The sequence below is a fragment of the Metasolibacillus sp. FSL K6-0083 genome, from assembly GCF_038630865.1.
GTDB classification, from domain to species: domain Bacteria; phylum Bacillota; class Bacilli; order Bacillales_A; family Planococcaceae; genus Metasolibacillus; species Metasolibacillus fluoroglycofenilyticus.
In genome coordinates, this window is record NZ_CP152046.1 from 1,327,680 (window position 1) to 1,350,313 (window position 22,634).

Consider the following 22,634-nt stretch of genomic DNA (forward strand, 5'->3'; position numbering starts at 1 on the left):
AAAAGTGTCCCACAAGCCGGCTATTGCACGGCTTGTGGGACACTTCCCTTACATAAATTCTTTTACTAGCTTATTGAATTGCTCCTCTGACAAGCTAATATCAATATCCGTCAACGGTAGCTCTGAATAGCCTGTTACTTTTTCTTGATAAGAAGTTGTTTCTTGGTCATGGTAAATAATACCTGTCACAAGTCCCTCTTTTTCCATAACTGTTTGCATTGCTAATGAACGGTTTGTATAGTCATAGTCTTCAATATCAGAAAGCTTTGTTAAATTTTCTTTAAACCAATCATATGTGTTTACTTTATTATAAGTCACACATGGTGAGAAAACGTTAATAAATGAGAAACCTTTATGATTTAAGCCCGCTTCAATTAACGCTGTTAGCTCTTTAATATCTGTTGAGAAGCCTTGTGCTACAAATGTCGCACCGCTCGTTAAAGCAACTTCCAACGGCTTTAATGATGGCTCAATCGCTCCACCTGGTGTTGATTTCGTTACAAATCCTGCCGCTGAACGTGGAGATGTTTGACCTTTCGTTAAACCATAAATTTGGTTATCCATAACGATATACGTTATATCAATATTGCGGCGAATTGCATGAATTGTGTGTCCCATACCAATTGCAAAGCCGTCACCGTCACCACCTGATGCGATAACTTTTAAATCTTTGTTTGCCATTTTTAAGCCTTGTGCAATTGGTAAAGCACGACCATGAATACCGTGGAAGCCGTATGAATTAATATAGCCTGAAATACGTCCAGAGCAACCGATACCAGATATAACCGCTAATTCGTGTGGCTCATAGCCTACATTTGCAGCCGCGCGTTGAATTGCCGCTTGTACTGAGAAGTCACCACAGCCTGGACACCAGTTAGGCTTTACTGAGTTACGAAAATCTTTAAATGTTGCCATGATTAAATCTTCTCCTTTACTAAGTTTGTTAGCTCACGCGGTAAAAATGGTGTACCATCATATTTTAAAACAGTCGTTGTTTTTCCATGTGCGCCAATATTCATTTTCATAATATTTGCAAGCTGACCTGTCGCATTATTTTCTACAACGATAATTTTTTTTGCCTTATCAGCTAATGCTGCCATTTCTTCCGCTGGGAATGGGAATAATAGACGAACATGTGCATGGTTTGTTTTAATTCCTTCTGCATTTAAAACTTCTTGTACTTCTTCTATTGCACCACGTGTCGAGTTAAAGCCTACAAGTAGCACATCTGCCTCCTCATGTGGAGCATTGACATAAATCGGTGTATCAAATTGTAAATAATTGAGCTTGCGCATACGCTTATCCATTTGTGTGCGACGGTTACCCGTAGCTTCAGATGGCTTCCCTGTTTCATCATGCTCTACACCTGTTACATGGTGAATGCCGCCCTTTGTCCCCGGTAAAATACGCGGTGAAACACCGTCCTCTGTATTTTCATAGCGCTTAAAATAGTCTTTGGACTCCACGTCTTCTACTGCTTCAACAATTTTACCGCGCTTAATTTTAATTTTGCTGTAATCAAATGGCGCTACTGTTTGCTTACCTAATGATAGCTGTAAATCCGTCATTAAAATAACAGGTAACTGCAATTGCTCCGCGATATTAAACGCTTGAATTGTGTCAAAGAATGCCTCTTCCATTGTTGATGGCGCAATGACCACTTTCGGAATCTCACCATGTGTGCCGTATAGCATCGCCATTAAATCGGATTGTTCCTGCTTCGTCGGTAAGCCTGTTGATGGGCCTCCACGTTGTGTGTCAATAATAACAAGCGGCTGCTCTGTCATGCCAGATAAACCGATTGCCTCTACCATTAGTGAAAGACCTGGCCCTGCAGATGCTGTAAATGAACGCACACCACCGTAGTTTGCACCAATAGCCATCGTTGCTGCTGCAATTTCATCTTCTGTTTGAATGACTGCACCGCCAACTGTCGGTAGCTTTTTAATCATATATTCCATAATTTCAGATGCTGGCGTTATTGGATATGCCGCCATGAAACGAGAGCCTGCAGCAATTGCGCCAAGTGCGATAGCATCGTTACCAATCATAAACAAACGGCGCTTGCCGTCTGCTGGTGCTAAAGCCCATTCGCCAACGCGATCGCCGATTTGTTCCGTGATTGCTTCACGACCCTTTTGAATCGCTTCAATGTTTTTCGCTACAACTTCCTCACCTTTGCGTCCAAAAATTTCCTCTACAACACCTTGGAATACCGTTTCCTCTAAATTCAGCAATGCCGTTGTTGCACCAATTGCTACCATGTTTTTCATGAGAGATGTACCAAGCTCTGTTGCGATTTCTGTAAATGGTACAGCAAATAATGGCGCTACACAATCTTCAGGAGCGACTGGCTCAAAGCGAGCATCCGCTAAAATAATACTTGATGCTGTTAGTTCCTTGTAGTTGACATCAATTGTTTCTTGGTCAAATGCCACTAAAATATCTAAATCGTCCGCAATTGAACGTACCTCTGTTGGACGCACTGTAATTTTATTATTCGTATGGCCACCTTTAATACGAGAAGAGAAATGACGGTAACCGTATAAGTGATAGCCTAAACGGTTCATCGCAGTTGCGAAAATTTCACCTGTGCTTTCAATACCTTCCCCTTGTTGCCCACCGACTTTCCATGAAAGCTGATGTAACATATAAACATCTCCTTAGCTTACGTAATTTATATATGAATTTCCTACATTAGTTTAACACGAAGATGGTGTATGTACTATTGTAAATATGTAATTCATCAAAAATTCAGTCCTTTGGCGGAAAAAACGGATTGCAGAAGCAGGCGCTCTTATATTTCTTCATATAATACTGCTTTTAGTAAAAATTGAATGTTTTTGAACGCCCTGTTATCTTACAGTATATTGCTAGTACACCATATAAACTAATAAGACCAATAGGCACAAAACTTACCATTAGATGTTTTACGATTTCAATTGGAAAGTGTACTCTCAAAAAGTGGACACTAATTAAAAAGCAGGTCATACCAAAACTAAACAAAATATTAATAATAAAAAAATAAATAGCAAGCTTTTTCCTTTTGAAATGCAAAAATATAATTGTTAGAAAGTAACAAGGTATGACTAAAATGAAAAATAATATGACTCCCATAGGTATTGCTACCGCTTCTTGAATAGGTAATTCGTATACATTTCCAACTACAAAATAAAAAAGGATAGCCATTGTAATCGCTATTATAGGATTAATTACAATAAAAAATGGTGTATTCATTAGTAGCTTCCTTTCTTTTATACTTCGAGGCTATTAAGTAAGTAAATTTCCATACGTAAAAAGCCGTCAATTTAGCTTTCACTAAATTGACGGCTTTGTGCATTATCGGTTTCTTTTTTCTACAACTAACTTGAGTGCCGTTCGATCTTCCCCTGCAATCGTAATATCTGCAAATGCTGGTGCGCAAATTAAATCAGTTCCGCTCGGTGCTACAAAGCCTCTAGCTATTGCAACAGCTTTCACGGCCTGGTTGAGTGCTCCCGCTCCCACTGCTTGCATTTCCACAAAGCCTTGCTCACGAATGACGGCAACAAGTGCACCTGCAACAGAATTTGGATTTGAGCGAGATGATACTTTTAATGAATCCACAACTATTCCTCCCCATTTTGCATGATCGAGACAACTTTTTATTTATTGTCTGTAGGTCATTGTATGCTTGAACCAAATGGAACATGACAAATAGAATAAATTTACTGTATATTTTATATAAGGGCGGTGAAAAGCTTTGACAAAAAAAACGTTAAGAATTTGTGAGAAAGGACATCGTTATTATAAAAGTAGCGATTGTAATACTTGCCCAAAATGTGAACAGGACAATAAACCAACTGAGGGATTTTTAGCGAGGTTATCTTCTCCAGCTAGGAATGCACTTGTACATGAGGGTATCACAACTTTAGAGCAGCTCGCGCAATATACAGAAAAAGAAGTTTTGAAGCTACATGGCATTGGGCGCGCATCTTTACCAATAATGCGCACAGCATTAGAAGAAAAAGGGTTAAGCTTCCGCTCTTAACCGAGTGGAAAGCTTAACCCTTTTTGATTATGGTTTAAATGGATAATCCTCATTAATATAAATACGTTCTTGACGCAGTGCTTTACCTGTTGTGTTATCAACTTCAACAAAGAACGCACTTAGTACTTCACGCCCTTTTTTTGGTACTTCAAAGCGTGATGGCATATTTGTTTGGAATTTGTATATAACGCTTTCCTTTGTCATCCCCAAAATTTCATCATAAGGTCCTGTCATTCCGACATCAGTAATATATGCTGTACCATTTGGGTAAATACGTGAGTCCGCCGTTTGTACATGCGTGTGCGTACCGACAACTACTGATGCTTTTCCGTCTAAATGCCATCCTAATGCAATTTTTTCGCTCGTTGCTTCTGCATGGAAATCAACAAATATAAGCGGCGATATATTTCGCGCCTCTGCTACTAGCTCATCCGCCATTGCAAATGGATCTTCGTGCGGCGGTAAAAATACACGCCCGTGTAAATTAATAACTGACAATGTCACATCATTTTTCGTAATTTGCATTATCCCTTTACCAGGTGCTTCCTTTGAAAAATTAGCTGGGCGAATTAAATAATCGGCATCATCAATGAAGTCAAAAATCTCCTTATTATCCCATGTATGATTCCCCATAGTGATAACGTCGATACCCATTTGCAGAAGCTCATTATAAATATTTCGTGTAATACCACGCCCTGCTGCTGCATTTTCTCCATTTGCAATGACAACATCCACCGCATATTTATTTTTCAAACGCGGTAAGTATTTGGCTACTACATCTCGTCCAATTGAGCCCACAATATCGCCAATAAATAAAATTTTCATGATACATCAATCCGTTTCTAAAGTGTAGACAAAGTGAAAAATATTTTGTCACACATATTTTTTGCATCCTTCCCATGAAAAAGGGCTGTGCGATAAGTATTGTACTTATGACACAGCCTTTATCTCGCTTTAACATGCAGTTAAAGTCCTCTTCATGAAGATTCATTTTACCCCGCATTAACGGGCTGTAAACCTACCACTTCAAGACTTAAGTGAAAATACGCTAAAGGATAAGTGGGAGTTCAATTGCCCGTAAAAGCCCGATTGGTTCAACTAACATTCAGTGGGGGATAAGGAAAATCCCCCACTGATTGAAGCTTCACTTTATATAATCTGCTATTTCGCGTACTCTACTGCGCGTGTTTCTCGAATTACTGTTACTTTAATATGTCCTGGATAATCAAGCTCTTCCTCGATGCGCTTGCGAATATCACGCGCTAAGCGATGCGATGTAAGATCGTCGATTTTATCTGGCTGAACAATAATACGTACTTCGCGACCAGCTTGAATAGCATATGATTTTTCAACACCATCGTAGCTTTCTGAAATTTCTTCTAGCTTTTCTAAGCGGCGAATATAATTTTCAAGTGTTTCGCTACGTGCACCCGGGCGTGCTGCAGATAAAGCATCTGCTGCTGCAACAAGCACTGCAATGACAGAAGTGGCTTCTGTATCTCCATGATGGGAAGCAATACTATTGATTACTACTGGGTGCTCTTTATATTTTGTCGCAAGCTCTACGCCAATTTCTACGTGGCTACCTTCAACCTCATGGTCAATCGCTTTCCCAATATCATGTAGAAGCCCTGCGCGTTTCGCTAATGTTACATCCTCTCCAAGCTCTGCTGCTAATAAGCCTGCAAGATGTGCAACTTCTATAGAGTGTTTTAAAACGTTTTGTCCATAACTTGTACGATATTTCATACGACCTAAAATTTTCATTAAATCTGGATGTAGGTTGTGAATACCAACCTCAAATGTTGTTTGTTCTCCTGTTTCACGAATCTGTTCGTCCACTTCACGACGCGATTTTTCAACCATTTCTTCAATTCGTGCAGGGTGAATACGTCCATCTTGAACAAGCTTTTCTAGTGCAAGACGAGCTGTTTCGCGTCGAATCGGATCAAATCCCGATAAGATTACAGCTTCCGGTGTATCATCAATAATTAAATCGATACCTGTCAACGTCTCAAGCGTACGAATATTACGCCCTTCTCGTCCAATAATGCGTCCCTTCATTTCATCATTCGGCAAGTTAACAACAGATACCGTTGTTTCTGCCACATGATCAGCTGCAAAGCGTTGTAGTGCTAATGATAAAACTTCACGTGCCTTTTTATCAGATTCCTCTTTTGCACGTGTTTCGGATTCTTTCGTCATTACAGCAATATCCGTCGCTAATTCCTTTTCTACCTCGCTTAAAATAATCGCTTTCGCTTCTTCTCGCGTTAATGCAGAAATACGTTCTAGCTCTGTTTTTTGCGCTGCAACGAGCTCTTCCACTTTGCCTTCCATCTGTTCAATATGCTGTTGTCTGTCCGATAGAGCTTCCTCTTTACGCTCTAGACCGGCTTCTCTTTTATTGAGAGCATCATCTTTGCGATCAAGATTTTCTTCTCTTTGCAATAAACGGTTCTCTTGTTTTTGAAGTTCTAAACGACGTTCACGAATGTCATTCTCTGCTTCATTTCGAAATTTGTGAGTTTCATCTTTTGCTTCAAGTAGTGCTTCTTTTTTCAATGCATCTGCTTCACGTTTCGCTTCTTCAACGATAGATTTGGCAGTATGCGTAGCACCCGTGATTTTTGAGTCATTCACTTTTTTCATGTAGAAATAGCTAACAGCGGCACCAACGATGAGTCCAACAAGCAAAGCGGAGATGCTTATAATTACTTCCATCATACTAAACACCTCCAAGTGCCAATTTCATGTTGTTTTTATTGATTAATTGTATAGACAGTTAATCATTTTTCATTTCAAATTTTAGAAATTATACATTTTTAATTGTATAGTTCTGTTATTGTGCTGTCAAGGATTGCCGCCATATGTAGAGTATATTATTTACAGACATTTCAAACTCACTACTTGCAAATAACCGTAAAATTAAAACGAGCTGTCAAGAAATACGAAGTTCGTTTACATTTCTTGACAGCTCTAGTTGTTTTATTTTTCTTCACCTAATAATAAAGATAATTCTTCGTCCATTTCCTCGTCTTCTTCATGACCGCCAATTGTATAGTTGGCAGCAGCTATGCCGTAAGATTGACGAATTTTATCAGCGATTTCTTCACGAACAGCAACATTTTCTTTTAGGAATTGTTTGGCATTTTCACGCCCTTGCCCTAATCGCTCATCGCCATATGCGTACCAAGAGCCGCTCTTTTGGACGATATCTAGTTCAACACCTAAGTCGACAATTTCGCCTTCCTTGGAAATACCTTCACCGTACATAATATCCACTTCAGCCGTACGGAATGGTGGCGCTACTTTGTTTTTAACAATTTTAATTTTCGTTTTGTTACCAACCATATCATTGCCTTGCTTAATTGTTTCTGCACGACGCACTTCCAATCGAACGGAAGAGTAGAATTTTAATGCGCGTCCACCCGGAGTCGTTTCAGGGTTACCAAACATAACACCGATTTTCTCACGTATTTGGTTGATAAAAATAGCCAATGTTTTGGATTTATTAATCGCACCAGAGAGCTTACGTAATGCTTGTGACATTAAACGAGCTTGTAAACCTACGTGTGAATCTCCCATCTCTCCTTCGATTTCTGCTTTTGGTACAAGTGCTGCAACAGAGTCTATTACTAATATATCAATTGCTCCACTGCGTACTAATGCTTCAGCAATTTCTAATGCCTGCTCACCAGTATCTGGCTGTGATAATAATAACTCGTCGATATTTACGCCTAACTTTTGTGCGTATACCGGGTCAAGCGCATGCTCTGCGTCAATAAATGCTGCTTGTCCCCCCGCTGCTTGTACTTCAGCAATAGCATGTAATGCAACCGTTGTTTTACCTGATGATTCAGGTCCATAAATTTCGATAATACGACCACGTGGGTAGCCACCTACTCCTAGCGCTGCATCCAATGCTAACGAGCCGCTTGATGATGTAGCAATTTCACGATCTGTCGTTTCACCTAGCTTCATAATAGAACCTTTACCGAATTGCTTTTCAATTTGTTTTAACGCCTGTTCTAAGGCCGCTTTACGATCACTCACTATAGTTCCTCCTCTAAAAAAGGTTAGATTTATTTATCCCGCATTAACGTGCAGTAAGCCTTCCACTTCAAGACTTAAGTAAAAAATAAGCGAAGGTTAAGTGGGAAATCCACTGCTGTAAATGCCCGATTGGTTCAACTAACATTCAGTGGAGGATGGGGAAAACCTGCACTGATTGAAGTTTCACTTTATAATCCTACTATACTTGTTCTTTGAGAAAATAGCAATAAAAAAGCGAACGTATTTTCGATTTTGTTTGAAAATAAAAATTTGGGCATTAAAATACGCCCAAATTTTATTTTTCGCTATTATTTTTCATTAAGTAGGCGTAATAAATAACTACATGTGAATTTAACTGCTCTTAGACGATTTGTGTTGCGCATACCTGAAAGCTGGAGCTTGTATGTTTGCACATCTCGCCCTTCCATACTAATGCCTATCCAAACGGTGCCCGCAGGCTGTTTACCATGACCATCAGGACCAGCAGCACCTGTTAAGCCTACACCAATATTTGTTCCGAATTTTGCCCGCACGCTTTCTGCCATTGCTGCCGCACATTCGCTACTTACCACACCGTATTCGGCGAATAGCTCAGAAGCAATACCGAGCTGCTCCGTTTTTGTATGCTCATTATATGTTACAACCCCGCCTGCTAAAGTTCCACTTACACCTGGAATTTCAGCTAATTCAGCTTGAAATAACCCAGCGGTTAAGCTTTCAGCCGCAGCAATTGTTAAATTATTAGCAAGCAATGCCTCCACTGTTTTCGAAGCAAGTGAATCATCATTTATACCATATTGGAACTGACCAACAATCGCTTGAATTTCTGCTGCTTTTGCTTCAATAAGCCTGCGTGCCTCCTGCCCATTGTCAGCCTTTGCCGTAATGCGTAATGTTACTTCTCCATCAGAGGCTAATGGTGCGACAGTTGGGTTTGTTTGATTGTCTAAAATATGTTGCACCGCTACTTCTAACTCCGCTTCACCGATACCGTAAAAGCGCATGACATGTGAAAGGATAATCGCTCCGTCTGTTAAGCGAGCCGCAAGCTTTGGCTTTGCTTCAAACTGGAACATCGGCTCTAGCTCCTTTGGTGGGCCGGGTAGTAAAATATATATTTTATCATTGCGCTCAAAAATCATACCGGGTGCCATCCCGTGATGATTTGCCAAGACATCGCTTCCAGCTAATACAAGCGCTTGCTTCTTATTGTTGTCTGTCATCGGGCGTCCTAAGCGCTCAAAAAACGCTTCAATATACGTTAGTGCAGTTTCATCAAATGCTAACTCCACACCTAATTGACGCGCAATCGTTTCCTTTGTTAAATCATCCTTTGTCGGACCTAAGCCACCCGAAAAAACAATAATATTTGCACGTTTCTCAGCAACTGCAATTACTTCTTCAAGTCTAGCAGCATTGTCACCAACTACTGTATGATAATAAACATTGACACCTAATTCAGATAGCTGGCTCGAAATAAATTTTGCATTCGTATTGGCAATTTGCCCAAGTAAGAGCTCTGAGCCAACTGCAATAATTTCTGCATTCATAGGGATAACCTCTCCTTATTTTGAATCTAGTAGTACGCGGCGGTTTAAGTAGAAATAATCCCAACCAGACCAAATTGTAAAAAATAATGCAACATAAAGCGCAAGCGTATCGAATGGGATGCCTATAAGTGTGAAAATCGTATTGTGCAGAAGCAATGCTGAAATCGCCACAATCTGTGCCCATGTTTTAATTTTTCCTAGTTGGTTTGCTGCAACGACTTCCCCTTCTCCTGCTAAAATTAAACGCAAGCCTGTAACTGCAAATTCACGGCTAATAATAATAATGACAATCCATGCAGGCGCTAGCTGTAGCTCTACAAGCAAAATCAGCGCTGCTGACACGAGCAACTTATCTGCTAAAGGGTCTAAAAATTTCCCGAAATTTGTAACTAGATTATACTTTCTCGCATAATAGCCATCCACCCAATCTGTTGCTGAGGCAAAAATAAAAATCAGCGCCCCAACAAAATGATGAATAGGCATTTCAGCACCAAAAAGCTTCATATTTCCCCATCCGAAGTCAAACATTACGATAATCATAAAGAAGGGGATTAAACAAATACGTGAAATTGTAATCTTATTTGGAATATTCATGATTAAGCACCTTTCATTTTAAAACAAAGAAGCCATATACATCGACATGGCTACTTTGTTTATTGTTGTTGAGCTAATTGAATAATGTAGTTTTGTGTTGTTAAATCAGATGTCGATGTAACAAGCTCATCATTGACATAAACTTCAACAAAGGCATTACGTCCTAAGCGAATTCTTACATAACCATCCTCTGTTGCATCATACTCTACAGATTCACCTTGAGAATACTCTTTTCCCAAATGGTCTATACCCTGTGTATTTCGAAACGCTACCCAACTACGTTGTTCAACAATTTCCGTGCGAATTTTTAATTCTGTTGTACCAGTCACTTCAAATAGTACATCTTCACCATTAATGGCTGTTTGTGTAACAACTTGCTTTGCTTCATTAGCAGGCTCTTCTTCCTGTTCTTCCTGCTGTTGCTCTTCAGCTTGTTCTTCATTGTCTATGTCGTCCTGCTCTTTATTGCCAGTAACGCCCTGATTATTATCCATTTGTACTGCATTTGGATTCTCATTTTCAGGCGGTAAAGAGTTGTTCGCCTTTTGTTGGAATAAGAACCAGCTCACTACGATAATAACGACAATGAATAGGGCCGCAATTAACATTGGCATCATTTCAAGCACCCTGTTTGATGAGCTCGATGCTATTTTACGTCGTCTCGTATTTTGCGAATAGGCTTGTACAACTTCCTCCTGCTGTACACCAGGAATATCCTGTTTATAATCCGCAAGTACTTCTTCAGGATTAAGCCCTACTGCCTCTGCATATTGTTTAATAAATGCCCGCACATAAAATGAGCCCGGCATAATTGAATAGTTGCCCTCTTCTATACCAACTAAATAGCGCTTTTGAATTTTCGTTACTTCTTGTAAATCATCTAAGCTAAGTCCTTTAGCTAATCTCGCTTCTTTTAAGCGAGCTCCTAATTCTGTCAACAATAACACCTACTTTACTAAAAATTAAATCCTCCGAAATCATTGCTTGACATCATATCGTTTTTCTCAATAATTTCATATGTGATTTCTTCATCTGGGTGAGTTCGGAGCTCAATGATATAATCGAAATCTTCAATCGTATATTGTGAATGCTGAACGAAAATATCCGGGTGCTCAATTACTTTTATCGTCGGCATACTCATCATTTCACGCACAAGCTGCTGATGTCTTTCATCCGTCGACTTTCGTGTCACAACGCCATCTAAAATAAATATATTATTACCACCAAACTCATCGCCGATAAGGGAATTGCGAATTGTTTGCTTAATCATTGTCGATGAAATGAAAATCCATTTTTTATTTGCACAAACACTTGCGGCAACAACAGATTCTGTTTTACCGACACGTGGCATACCCCGAATACCGATTAATTTATGACCATCCTGCTTAAACAGCTCAGCCATAAAATCAACTAAAATTCCAAGCTCATCACGCACAAATTGGAAAGTATTTTTTTCATCTCCGCCTCGAGTAATATATTGACCATGGCGCATCGCTAAGCGGTCACGCAATTTTGGTAAACGGAATCTCGTAACATTAATATTTTCCATTGTCGTCACAATAGATTTAAAGCGCTGAATCGCTTCGTCATTGGCAGATTCCAGCAGCATTCCTCGTCGTTCTTGCGCCACGCCATTAATCGCTACAATATTCACGCGCAACATGCCAAGCAAAGATGAAATATCGCCTAATAAACCCGGGCGATTCACTTGAATTTCATATTCAAAATACCATTCGCTCATCAAAATCCGTCCCTTTCATTATAGAAACGTAAAATTACTCTATAAGTTCCATCATAGCTGATTTTACAACGTATGAAAAGTTAGAAACTATGCTTTTCTTTCTATATTTCACTTTTTTATTTTAATTCAGCATTATTTTCTACGACAATTAATCGCAGGAGCACTATTTTTGCGATGAATAATAATAATTTTTACGATGGGGGACAGTGACAATTCATTGTGACTACCGCAGTAGCAATGTTTCCTGCGACGAGGATAATGACAATTTATTTGGCATTACCGTAGAAGTAAATCTTTATGTAAAATCAATTACGTAGAGGCGTAATTACGTCCAGATTTTTTCCAACTGTTTAGTGGAAGTTAAGTTAAAATCCTCACGCCCTGTGACATCCAACGCAAGTATGGCTAACATAGGCGTTGGTCACCCAGCCGTTATCGCAGGATACGAGGTTCTTAAACTGAGTCCCTCATTATCCACGAAGTGATTAAACACTCGCTGAAATAGGTCTAATGTATAGTTAATTTCGCCAACTATTGAGATGGGAAAGTTCTGTACCTAGCGCCTTGCTTTCGGTACAAAATAATTCACCGCGTTAAGTTAAATATAGGAAATTCAACAAATAAAGGCTGTCTAAAAAAACAAGAAAAGTTATCTGAAAAGCGGTGCATATGCATGCTTTTCAGACAACCCCAAATTTCGCCTTATTGCACTCTGTTATTTTGTACGAGCTTAATGAGACAGCTAGCTAACGCCTTTTTTTCATCGGATTCTGCTACTGACCATAAATCCGAAAGAACACGCTCTTGCTCGTTTTTTGGATCTACATTTTCCGCTAAGTAATTGCCAATTTGTACAGCAGCTTTTTCAATTATTTTATTTGGCATACCGCTGTCCTTTGCATCGTCCACTTGAGCGCCTAAAAATGATGTCCATTGCTGCCAGTTTTCTAAAATACTCATTCATTTTCGCCTCCTTTGCACAATTAGTATTTGCAAAGGAGCATTTTATTATACAGTCAGATATACCAGCCGCCATTCAAATGTATAATTTGACCTGTTACATAATCGGCTTGCCCGCTGACATAAAAAGCACAGAGACGCGCAACATCTTCTACTGTGCCAAGTTGCTGCAATGGTATTTCACTAATAATTTGCTTACGCTCTAATTCATCGATATGACTATTCATTTTTGTCGCGATAAAGCCTGGAGCAAGCGCATTTACTCGAATACCATTATAAGCTACCTCCTGTGCATATGCCTTGACAAAGCTATGTTGTGCACCTTTGACAGCCGAATAAACGACTTCGCCTGCCGCACCTGCCGTACCCCAAATTGAGCCGATAAAAATTACATAGCTCACAGAATGAGTGCGTAATTTTGCAGCAAGTTGCTGTAAAATTAGCATCGGTGTTTGCATATGAACTTGCCATAATGTCTGCATGTCAGTGGCTGCTATATCTTCAAGCAAGCCGTAGGACGCATGCCCATTCGCAAAAACAATTGCCTGTAGCGCAAATATTTGTTTTGCTAAGCGGCTTGCAGCTTCTGGACAAGTAAAATCTGCCTGTACACTAAAAAATTCCTGCTGCGGGAAGGCTGCTGATAATTTTCCCACTAATTCCGTCGTTGGTTTAGAGGCGTAATGCACGTATAACGACCAGCCTTGCTGCGCTAGATGCTGGCAAATTGCTGTACCAATTTCACCCGAGGCACCGCAAACTAACGCGTATTTTTTCATTCTTTACGCTCGCTCATCGGTAAAATTTTAAATACGGTTTGCTGCTCCTCACCCTGAATTGTTTTGAAGGCTTCGACAATGTCCTCTACCGTAATCGTTTCAAGCATTGGTACAACGTCAAATAAATTCATCTCGTTAAATTTATAGCGTGTAAATTGATTCGCAATAAATTCAACAGAGTTTAATGCGCGTAGGAAAAAGCCAATTTTTTTACGTTTAATGCGCTCGACATCCGTCGTAGTAAATAATACTTGCTGCTCTGCTTCTGCGAGGCGTTCTTTAATTACATTAACAAGCGCCTCATGCTTTGGCGTATCTGAACCAATTAAAGCAAAGCCATAGCCCTTTTCTAGCATGAAATCATAAGAATAAGTTTCATCAATCAAGCCCTCCTCATAAATTTTTGTATAAAAATCAGAGGCGCGGCCAAATAAGCATTCTAAACCAATTTGTACAGCAAGCTCATGCTTTAGCATTTGTTCACCTGACAAATCCGTTTGCTTTGCTTTTAAGCCGAAATATACTTTTGGCTTTTGCACATCCATCTGAAGTACCCGCTCTTGCACTGCCACAGTTGCCGGTTCCTCCTCGAAAATGCGTGTTAAAGGTGTCGGCTCTGGGAACGTTTTGCGACTTTGATTTTCTTCAATTACCGCCAGCATTTCTTGCGGGTCCACAGCACCAATGACAAATAACAGCATATTTGATGGATGGTAAAACGTATTATAACAAGTGTATAAATGCTCTGCTGTAATATCGTTAATCGATTCAATTGTACCGGCAATATCTATTTTCACAGGGTGTTGATGATACATATTTTCAATCGTTCCGAAATATAGGCGCCAATCAGGTAAATCATCGTACATCGTAATTTCTTGACCGATAATGCCTTTTTCTTTATTAACCGTTTCCTCTGTAAAATAGGGCTCCTGCACAAAATCAAGCAATGTTTCAGTGCTTTTATGGATATGCTCAGTTGCAGAAAACAAATAAGATGTACGTGTAAACGAAGTAAAGGCATTCGCCTGTGCGCCTACTTCGCTAAACTTCTGAAAAACATCACCATCTTCTTTTTCAAACATTTTATGCTCTAAAAAATGAGCAATACCATCTGGCACAATAATCGGCTCCGTTTCACCAATCGGTACGAACGAGCGATCAATAGAGCCGTATTTTGTTGTAAACGTCACAAAAGCCTTTGAAAAGCCCTTTTTCGGCAAAATATAAACATCTAAGCCATTATGGAGCTGCTTATAATAAAGTGTCTCATCTAACTGTTTAAATTCAATTGCTTGCATCTCTCTGCTCCTCCTTACCACACAGGAAATAAATGGACTCGCGTTTTACTTTTAAGGACATTTGCTGCACATCTTCCTTCGTTACTTGCTGCCAGTTTTTAGTCCATTCTTCTACTGAAAATGCCGTAGCTAAATTTTTGTACTGATCGTAAATTTCAATTTGACCACGTGCAGAATCTAATGCTTCTTTTAATTGGTTAATGAGCATTGCTTTTGTCTGTGCCAATTCCAAATCCGTTATTTCGCCTTTTTGTAGGGCTACTAGCTGCTCATCAATTACTTCAATAGCCTTTTGTTCATTGCTTGGTTCAATGCCTGAAACGACAAAAATCAAGCCATAATGAGAGGCATAAGAGCTTGAAGCATAGTATGCAAGGCTTTCACGCTCACGTACATTCATAAATAGCTTCGAATGTGCATAACCGCCGAAAATACCATTAAAAATCTGCATTTTTGGAAAATCTGCATCACCGAATAGGACAGGTGTGCTATAACCAATATGCAGCTTACCTTGCTTCATTTCCTGCTGCTCTTTCGTATAGCTATCCCCCGGCTGGTTGATTGGAACGAGCATTTCTTTCTCGTAATGCTCACGACTCGCAAATGGTAGCATTTGACGTAGTTTTTCAATTATCGCATTTTCATCTACATCTCCTACAACATAAATATCAATCATATCGTGATTAATCATATGTGTATACGCTTCCATCAAGGATTGTGGCGTTATCGCGGCGACAGTTTCAATCGTTCCATTTGCAGAAATAGATGCGGCATGATTAGGTCGCATAATTTGCGTTATTCTTTGCTGTGCATAGCGTGTTTTATCATCAAAAACAGAATGAATACGTTGCATAACCATATCTTTTTCACGCTCTACAATGGATGCTACAAATGCACCATTTTCGAGATTTGGCTTAAAAATAGCTGTGTGCAATAGCTCAAGCACTTCATTTAACACATTGCTCTTTGCTAAATATTGGTCGTTTACCGTTTCAACATTCATTAACACCGTATGCTCATTACCACGTTTTGACGTGTCGAAATAGAGCACCGTACCGAATAAATCATCCAAATAGCTACGATAAGCTGCCGATGTTGTAAATTTCTCATTGCTATGTTGCAAAACATTCGTTAATACAGTGCGGTGGGCGGCATCTTTTTCCGTTAATGCGGCACGCCATTTTATTGAAAAATTCACTGTTTTGAACTGCGTTGTTTGTCGAATATGTAGCGAAACGCCCTTCGCTAGTTGTGTAGTTGAAAACAAAAAAAACCCTCCCTAAAGTAATGCTTTATTCCTACTATAACACGCTTATACTGCTGCGATACAAACTTATTATTTAGTATGGTATTATTGCGGGAAAAATATGCTAAATCAATTACGCCTCGACTAATATTTGATGTAACATCATCGAATGCGTCTCCAAAGCAGGCAATGCACTGCTTTTGGGCACCTCTTTTGAACAGTTAGCACTTTACATGAAACATACTCGAAACGTCCAAAAAGCAGTGCCTCAGCACTGCTTTTTGACGCCTCTCTCATCGCTTACCTTTAATATATGGTTGACCGCTTGCTTTCGGTGCACTCGCTTTACCGATAAATCCTGCCAGCGCTAAAATTGTTAACACATAAGGTAAAATCGTTAAAAATACTGGTGGAATTTCTTTTACATATGGAATCGAGCCACCCGCAATAGATAACGCCTGAGCTAAACCGAAGAATAGCGCTGCGCCCATTGCACCAATTGGATGCCATTTTCCGAAAATCATTGCGGCAATTGCCATGAAGCCTTGTCCATTAATCGTTGCATGTCCAAAGTCATTAGTAATCGTCTGTGCATAAATCGCACCGCCAATACCAGCAAGTCCACCTGAAATCATTACGGCAATGTAGCGCATTTTTGTTACATTAATCCCCATTGTGTCGGCTGCCATTGGATGCTCACCAACTGCGCGTAAACGCAATCCAAATGGTGTTTTAAAAATAACAAACCAGGCAAATATGGCTACTGCAATTGCTAAAATAGATGTGCCATATACATCATGGAATAAAAGTCGTCCTATAAAAGGAATGTCTGATAACACTGGTATATCAAAACGAGCAAAACGCTTTGAAATGAAATCTGTTTGTCCTCTTCCTTCAAAAATCATTTTTACAGAGAATAATGCAACCGCAATTCCAAGTAAGTTTAATGCTACCCCAGTTACCGTTTGGTCAGCGCGGAATGAAATCGCTGCTACCGCTAATAATAACGAGAAAATCGCACCGACTACCATCGCCATTAAAAGGGCTGCCCATGGTGTAAAATTACCTAATGTTTCGTAAGTAAATAAGTTAAAAACAATCCCTACAAAAGCACCGATAACCATAATACCTTCAATACCGATATTAACAACACCAGATCGCTCAGAGAAAACGCCGCCAATAGCCGCTAAAATTAAAGGTGCTGCGTAAAATATAGCAGAAGGGACGATAAAATATAAGACGTCTAAAAAGCTCATATTATTTGCCCTCCTTTTTCTTTCCAAATTTTTCTAACGCAATGCGAATTACATAGCCTGAAGCTACGAAGAAAATAATTAATGCAATAATAATCGATACGATTTCTAAAGGAATCCCTGCAGCACTCGGCATATTTAATGCACCGAATTTTAACGAACCGAATAAAGAAGCACCGAAAACTACTCCAAGTGGTGTATTTGCACCAAGTAATGCAACCGCGATGCCATCAAAACCGATACCTGTAAAGCCACCTTTCACCGATACATAACCAAATGTACCGAGTGCCTCCATCGCTCCACCTAAACCTGCAAATACGCCTGAAATTGTCATTGCTAAAATAACATTTTTCTTTACACTCATCCCTGCATATTCAGCCGCATTTTGGTTAAAGCCAACTGCCTTTAACTCAAAGCCACGTGTCGTACGCTCTAATAAGAACCACATGACAAATACCATGATTAACGCAACAATAATACCCCAGTGTAAACGCGAGTAGTCTGTTAAGCCCTCTAACCAAGGCGAACGCAATGATGCTGAATCAGCAATACGCTCTGTACGGTCACTGCCTGACCAATATTTAATTAATGCATTCGTAATATGAAGTGCTGTATAGTTCAGCATAATCGTTACGATAACTTCATGCACACTAAAGCGTGCTTTTAGGTAACCTGCAATAAATGCCCAAAAAGCTCCTGCTGCTGCTGCTGCAAGTAGTGCTAACGGCAAATGAATAATTTTAGGTAAACCTTGCACTGCATAGCCGACATAAGCTGCTGCAGTCCATCCCATAATTAACTGACCTTCAACACCGATATTAAATAAACCTGTACGGAATGCGAAGGCAACCGCTAATCCAGCTAATAAATACGGTGTAATTTGCCGAATTGTTTCACCTATCGTATAGGCATCTCCAAAAATACCATTCCATAACGCAGTATATCCCTTAACTGGATCATAGCCGGAGACAACCATTACAATGGCACCGACGATTAATCCTAAAATAACTGAAATTATAGGAACGAGAATATTCATTGCGCGATTGCTCATATTATTCGTCCCCTTTCATCGTTGCTTTTTTTTTCGACTGACCAGCCATTAATAAGCCAAGCTCTTGCTCAGTCGTTTCATTAGCATTTAATGTATCAACAATTTGTCCATCATAAATAACAGCAATGCGGTCAGATACATTCATTACCTCGTCTAATTCAAAGGAAATAAGCAATACAGCTTTGCCTTTATCGCGCTGCTCAATTAAACGACGATGAATAAACTCGATGGCCCCTACGTCTAAGCCACGTGTTGGCAATGCTGCAATAAGCAATTCTGGGTCGCGGTCAACTTCACGACCGATAATAGCTTTTTGCTGGTTACCACCTGATAAAGCACGTGCTAATGTCGCCTCACCATGACCTGTACGAACGTCGAATTCTTCAATTACTTGATTTGCCTTTTGCGTAATTTTTTTATAATCAATAATGCCGAATTTTGAAATTGGCTCCGTGTAATACGTTTGTAAAGCGATGTTATGACCTACTGTGAAATCAAGCACTAATCCATGCTTATGACGATCTTGCGGAATATGTCCCAAACCAGTTTCTGTAATTTCTCGTGGCTTTTTATTCGTTACATCTTGACCATTCATAACCACTTTACCGCTTTTAATTTTACGTAAACCTGTGATTGCTTCAATCAACTCAGACTGACCATTTCCATCAATCCCTGCAATACCAACAATCTCACCTTTACGAACAGATAAATTTAACTGCTTAACTTTTTCAATACCGCGATAATCTAGTACAACTAAATCTTGTATACTTAATACCTCATCTGTCGGGTTGGCAGCAATTTTTTCCGTTTTAAACTCAACTTGACGACCAACCATTAATTCAGCCAATTGGTCTGGATTTGTTTCAGATGTGACAACTGTACCAATTCCTTCACCTTTACGTATAACCGTAACGCGGTCTGATACTTCCATGATTTCTTTTAATTTATGCGTAATTAAAATAATCGATTTTCCTTCTGAAATTAAGCGTCTCATAATTTGGATTAGCTCATGAATTTCCTGTGGTGTTAATGAAGCTGTCGGTTCATCGAAAATTAAAATTTCCGCACCACGATACAATGTTTTTAAGATTTCAACACGTTGCTGCATCCCAACAGAAATATCTTCAATTTTCGCATACGGATCAACATCTAATCCATATTTTTCAGAAAGTGCCTGAATGTTCTTTGCTGCATCTTTAATATTGACAATACCGCCTTTTGTAGGCTCACTTCCTAATATAATATTTTCAGTTACAGTAAAGTTTTCAACTAACATAAAATGCTGGTGAACCATTCCAATTCCTAAATCGTTCGCCACATTTGGATCTGTAATTTTAACTGATTTTCCACGTACTTTAATCTCGCCAGCTTCCGGCTGATAAAGTCCAAAAAGTACGTTCATTAAAGTCGATTTACCTGCACCATTCTCACCAAGTAATGCATGAATCTCGCCTTTTTGTAATTGGAGGGTGATATTATTGTTCGCTACGAAGCCACCGAATTCTTTTCGGATGCCAAGCATTTCGATCACGTATTCCAAGCGTTTCACTCCTTTAGGCACATTTTAAATTTAGAAAAATTAACACATGGGGCTGTCGGGAAAGGAGATGGGTATCCTGCGTTTCCCGACAGCAGTTCGCACTTTTGTCGAAGTATCCGTCTTTTTAACACTTGGATTGATTCGACAGCCCCATCTATTAACTTTCATCTAATAAACAATGTAATTCAATTTATTTCTCTTAAACTCCTGCTAGCTTTAGTAAAACACAAAACGAATTAGCCTTATGTATTACAATAAATGCATTCAGCTTGCCACCTATAAAGTGAAACTTCAATCAGTGGCGTGTTTCCTCATCCCCCAATTATCCTTAAGCCGATTTTCACTCAAGTCTCGAAGTGGGCGTCTTACTGCCCGCTAATACGGATAAAGACTGCTAAAAGAAGTTAAAACTTCCATTACAGTGAGAAAATCATCATAGGAATCTGTAGACTCCTATGATGATTAATTATAACTGAATTATTTTACATCATTTGGATGTTCAGGTACTACGATTTCACCTGAAGCAATTTTCCCTTTGAATTCTTCAATTGATGCTAAAACATCATCTGTAATCGCACCACGTGAATCAGCAAGACCTACACCATCTTCAGCTAAGCCATAAACAATTGTTTCTCCACCTGGGAAGTTGCCGTCTTGTGTACGGTTAGAAATATCTACTACTGCATGCGCTACACCTTTTAACATAGATGTTAATGTAATATTATGGTCGCCCACTTGACCTTCTGCATATTGGTCAGCGTCTACACCGATTACCCATACGTTTGCATTAGCATCTTTTTCTTTACGCTCTTTTGCTTCTGTAAATACGCCATTTCCTGTACCACCAGCAGCGTGGAAGATAATGTCTACACCTGAAGAGTACATGCGGTTAGCAGCCGTTTTACCTAATTCAGCTTTATCGAATGCTTCTGCATAATATTCTTCGATTACGATATCAGGGTTTGCAGCTTTTGCACCTGCTAAGAAGCCTGCGTGGAAGCGCTCGATTACAGGAATTGATTGTCCACCGATAAAGCCGATTTTGCCTGTTTGAGACATTTCAGCTGCAGCTACACCAGCAAGGAAAGCACCTTCTTGCTCTTTAAATAATACCGATACTACGTTTGGTGCATCTACTACTGCATCGATAATTGCTAATTGTGCATCTTTTTGTTGGTTAGCAATTTCAAGAACTGCATCTTGCATTAAGAAACCTACACCAAATACTAAGTCGAAATCACGACGTAATAAGCTGTTTAAGTTCGTGTTGTAGTCAGCATCTGAAGCCGATTGTAAATAATCAAAACCACCATCGCCTTTTGTTAAACCATTTTCGCTACCAAATTGTTGGATACCTTCCCAAGCAGATTGGTTGAATGATTTATCATCAACGCCACCTACGTCTGTTACCATCGCTACTGAAATGCCGCCTGTTGAAGTTTCAGTACCATTATCGTTTGAGCCTTCGTTTGTTGATGCGTTGTCATTTTTGTCCTCATCTGTACCACATGCACCTAAAATTGCACCTGTAGCTACAACTGATGAGATTAATAAACCAAATTTACGTTTTTTCATTAGTGAATCCTCCTAGAAAGGTTTTTTAGTCATTAGCAGGAAATAAAATTTGTTCTACACCCTTTTTCGTACTACATGGAAGCTGAATTTATCAGCTCTAAAATAATTTTTAGAATATAAAACTACCCGATCATTATCATCGTAATGAAGTTGCTTCAAGACGAGTAACGCCGTTTCAGGACCGCAGTCTAAAATAGGCGAAACCTCCTCATGAAAACCTATAGGGTCGATGTATGTGATCGCATAGTTGACATGGATAGCACCTGATTTTTCAAGTGCTGAAAAAAGAGATACATCCTGATTATTAACAAATTGCTGCGGTAAATAGTTAGCTGGTACTTTATCAATACAATAAACAACCGGCTCCCCATCCGCTGTTCTTACACGTTCAATCGTGATCACATTGTCATCAATGTCGGTTTGAAAACGCTTTATATCATCCTCAGTCGATTTTTCTTCTGTCGCTTTTATAAAAATCGTGCCCGGTGTCATTCCTGCTTGCTCAATCATTGATGAAATACTCGACAATTGTTCAATTCCCGAAGTAAATACTGGCTTAGGGTTGATGAATGTCCCCACACCGTGTCGACGGATGATAACGTTTTCTTCCTCCAACAATCGTAGCGCCTCGCGTAAAGTGGCACGACTTACTCCAAGTGATTTGGATAACTCAAATTCAGAGGGTAATTTTTCATTTTCTTGATAAATCCCCTTCTCTATATCTGATTTTAAGCGATCAATCACTTGTAAGTATAGATGACGGTGATCTGTTTTAATTGTCACTTTTTCACCACCACCAACAAAGAGATCAGACATCTGATGTACAACATTCCTACTAATTAGTTTTCAATATAACATTTTTACTTGCTGTTGCAAATACATTTATTTAAAAAGTGTTACTGAATCATAAAATTTATATTAATTTTTGAACGAAGAAATAACATTCTGAAAAGTCTGTTAT

21 protein-coding genes are annotated in these 22,634 nt (G+C 39.4%); 1 reads left to right on the plus strand and 20 read right to left on the minus strand.

Features of this window, described 5'->3' with window-relative positions; all coding sequences use genetic code 11:
* Positions 1-48: 48 nt before the first annotated feature.
* The 4 genes from MHB51_RS06365 to MHB51_RS06380 form a co-directional block, all read right to left on the minus strand.
* Positions 49-915: a 2-oxoacid:ferredoxin oxidoreductase subunit beta gene (locus MHB51_RS06365; RefSeq protein WP_066170244.1), complete on the minus strand. Its 867-nt coding sequence runs from the start codon at positions 913-915 to the stop codon at positions 49-51.
* A gap of 2 nt (positions 916-917) precedes the next feature.
* Positions 918-2,651, minus strand: a complete 1,734-nt coding sequence (locus MHB51_RS06370; protein ID WP_066170241.1) for a 2-oxoacid:acceptor oxidoreductase subunit alpha — start codon at positions 2,649-2,651, stop codon at positions 918-920.
* A 172-nt stretch (positions 2,652-2,823) separates the two neighbouring features.
* On the minus strand, positions 2,824-3,237 hold the full coding sequence (locus MHB51_RS06375) for a hypothetical protein (protein ID WP_342559248.1): 414 nt from the start codon (positions 3,235-3,237) through the stop codon (positions 2,824-2,826).
* Between the two features lie 102 nt (positions 3,238-3,339).
* Positions 3,340-3,606, minus strand: a complete 267-nt coding sequence (locus tag MHB51_RS06380) for a stage V sporulation protein S (protein WP_042472077.1) — start codon at positions 3,604-3,606, stop codon at positions 3,340-3,342.
* 136 nt (positions 3,607-3,742) lie between these two features.
* Between MHB51_RS06380 and MHB51_RS06385 the strand changes: the two genes are divergently transcribed.
* Complete coding sequence (locus MHB51_RS06385; protein ID WP_066170234.1) at positions 3,743-4,030, plus strand: RNA polymerase alpha subunit C-terminal domain-containing protein; 288 nt, start codon at positions 3,743-3,745, stop codon at positions 4,028-4,030.
* Between the two features lie 27 nt (positions 4,031-4,057).
* On the opposite strand, the gene MHB51_RS06390 is transcribed toward MHB51_RS06385, so the two are convergent.
* The 16 genes from MHB51_RS06390 to MHB51_RS06465 all read right to left on the minus strand — a co-directional run bounded on the left by MHB51_RS06390 (position 4,058) and on the right by MHB51_RS06465 (position 22,456).
* Positions 4,058-4,855 carry a TIGR00282 family metallophosphoesterase gene (locus MHB51_RS06390; protein WP_342559249.1) on the minus strand — a complete coding sequence of 266 codons (798 nt, stop codon included), beginning with the start codon at positions 4,853-4,855 and terminating at the stop codon, positions 4,058-4,060.
* 336 nt (positions 4,856-5,191) lie between these two features.
* A complete protein-coding gene (rny, locus tag MHB51_RS06395) occupies positions 5,192-6,754 on the minus strand; it encodes a ribonuclease Y (RefSeq protein ID WP_066170328.1) in 1,563 nt (520 codons plus the stop codon).
* A gap of 264 nt (positions 6,755-7,018) precedes the next feature.
* Positions 7,019-8,086 (minus strand): recombinase RecA, encoded by a 1,068-nt coding sequence (gene recA, locus MHB51_RS06400; RefSeq protein ID WP_107942314.1) that lies wholly within the window; start codon positions 8,084-8,086, stop codon positions 7,019-7,021.
* A gap of 308 nt (positions 8,087-8,394) precedes the next feature.
* A complete protein-coding gene (locus MHB51_RS06405) occupies positions 8,395-9,636 on the minus strand; it encodes a competence/damage-inducible protein A (RefSeq protein ID WP_342559250.1) in 1,242 nt (413 codons plus the stop codon).
* 15 nt (positions 9,637-9,651) lie between these two features.
* Positions 9,652-10,230, minus strand: a complete 579-nt coding sequence (gene pgsA, locus MHB51_RS06410) for a CDP-diacylglycerol--glycerol-3-phosphate 3-phosphatidyltransferase (RefSeq protein ID WP_066170224.1) — start codon at positions 10,228-10,230, stop codon at positions 9,652-9,654.
* A 59-nt stretch (positions 10,231-10,289) separates the two neighbouring features.
* On the minus strand, positions 10,290-11,168 hold the full coding sequence (locus MHB51_RS06415; RefSeq protein ID WP_342559251.1) for a helix-turn-helix domain-containing protein: 879 nt from the start codon (positions 11,166-11,168) through the stop codon (positions 10,290-10,292).
* Between the two features lie 17 nt (positions 11,169-11,185).
* Positions 11,186-11,971 (minus strand): DUF3388 domain-containing protein, encoded by a 786-nt coding sequence (locus MHB51_RS06420; protein WP_066170218.1) that lies wholly within the window; start codon positions 11,969-11,971, stop codon positions 11,186-11,188.
* 702 nt (positions 11,972-12,673) lie between these two features.
* A complete protein-coding gene (locus tag MHB51_RS06425) occupies positions 12,674-12,931 on the minus strand; it encodes a DUF3243 domain-containing protein (RefSeq protein ID WP_066170215.1) in 258 nt (85 codons plus the stop codon).
* 56 nt (positions 12,932-12,987) lie between these two features.
* On the minus strand, positions 12,988-13,710 hold the full coding sequence (locus MHB51_RS06430) for an SDR family oxidoreductase (protein ID WP_066170213.1): 723 nt from the start codon (positions 13,708-13,710) through the stop codon (positions 12,988-12,990).
* Positions 13,707-15,008 carry a pitrilysin family protein gene (locus MHB51_RS06435; protein WP_342559252.1) on the minus strand — a complete coding sequence of 434 codons (1,302 nt, stop codon included), beginning with the start codon at positions 15,006-15,008 and terminating at the stop codon, positions 13,707-13,709. Before MHB51_RS06435 ends, MHB51_RS06430 begins: the two co-directional genes overlap by 4 nt.
* A complete protein-coding gene (locus tag MHB51_RS06440; RefSeq protein ID WP_342559253.1) occupies positions 14,995-16,275 on the minus strand; it encodes a pitrilysin family protein in 1,281 nt (426 codons plus the stop codon). The genes MHB51_RS06435 and MHB51_RS06440 overlap by 14 nt, the downstream gene beginning before the upstream one ends.
* Positions 16,276-16,547: 272 nt before the next feature.
* Complete coding sequence (locus MHB51_RS06445; protein ID WP_107942308.1) at positions 16,548-17,510, minus strand: ABC transporter permease; 963 nt, start codon at positions 17,508-17,510, stop codon at positions 16,548-16,550.
* 1 nt (position 17,511) lies between these two features.
* Complete coding sequence (locus MHB51_RS06450; RefSeq protein WP_066170197.1) at positions 17,512-18,558, minus strand: ABC transporter permease; 1,047 nt, start codon at positions 18,556-18,558, stop codon at positions 17,512-17,514.
* Position 18,559: 1 nt separating this feature from the next.
* On the minus strand, positions 18,560-20,098 hold the full coding sequence (locus MHB51_RS06455; protein WP_066170194.1) for an ABC transporter ATP-binding protein: 1,539 nt from the start codon (positions 20,096-20,098) through the stop codon (positions 18,560-18,562).
* A gap of 477 nt (positions 20,099-20,575) precedes the next feature.
* Positions 20,576-21,673, minus strand: a complete 1,098-nt coding sequence (locus tag MHB51_RS06460; RefSeq protein ID WP_066170192.1) for a BMP family protein — start codon at positions 21,671-21,673, stop codon at positions 20,576-20,578.
* Positions 21,674-21,727: 54 nt separating this feature from the next.
* Positions 21,728-22,456 carry a GntR family transcriptional regulator gene (locus MHB51_RS06465; RefSeq protein WP_066170326.1) on the minus strand — a complete coding sequence of 243 codons (729 nt, stop codon included), beginning with the start codon at positions 22,454-22,456 and terminating at the stop codon, positions 21,728-21,730.
* Positions 22,457-22,634: the final 178 nt, after the last annotated feature.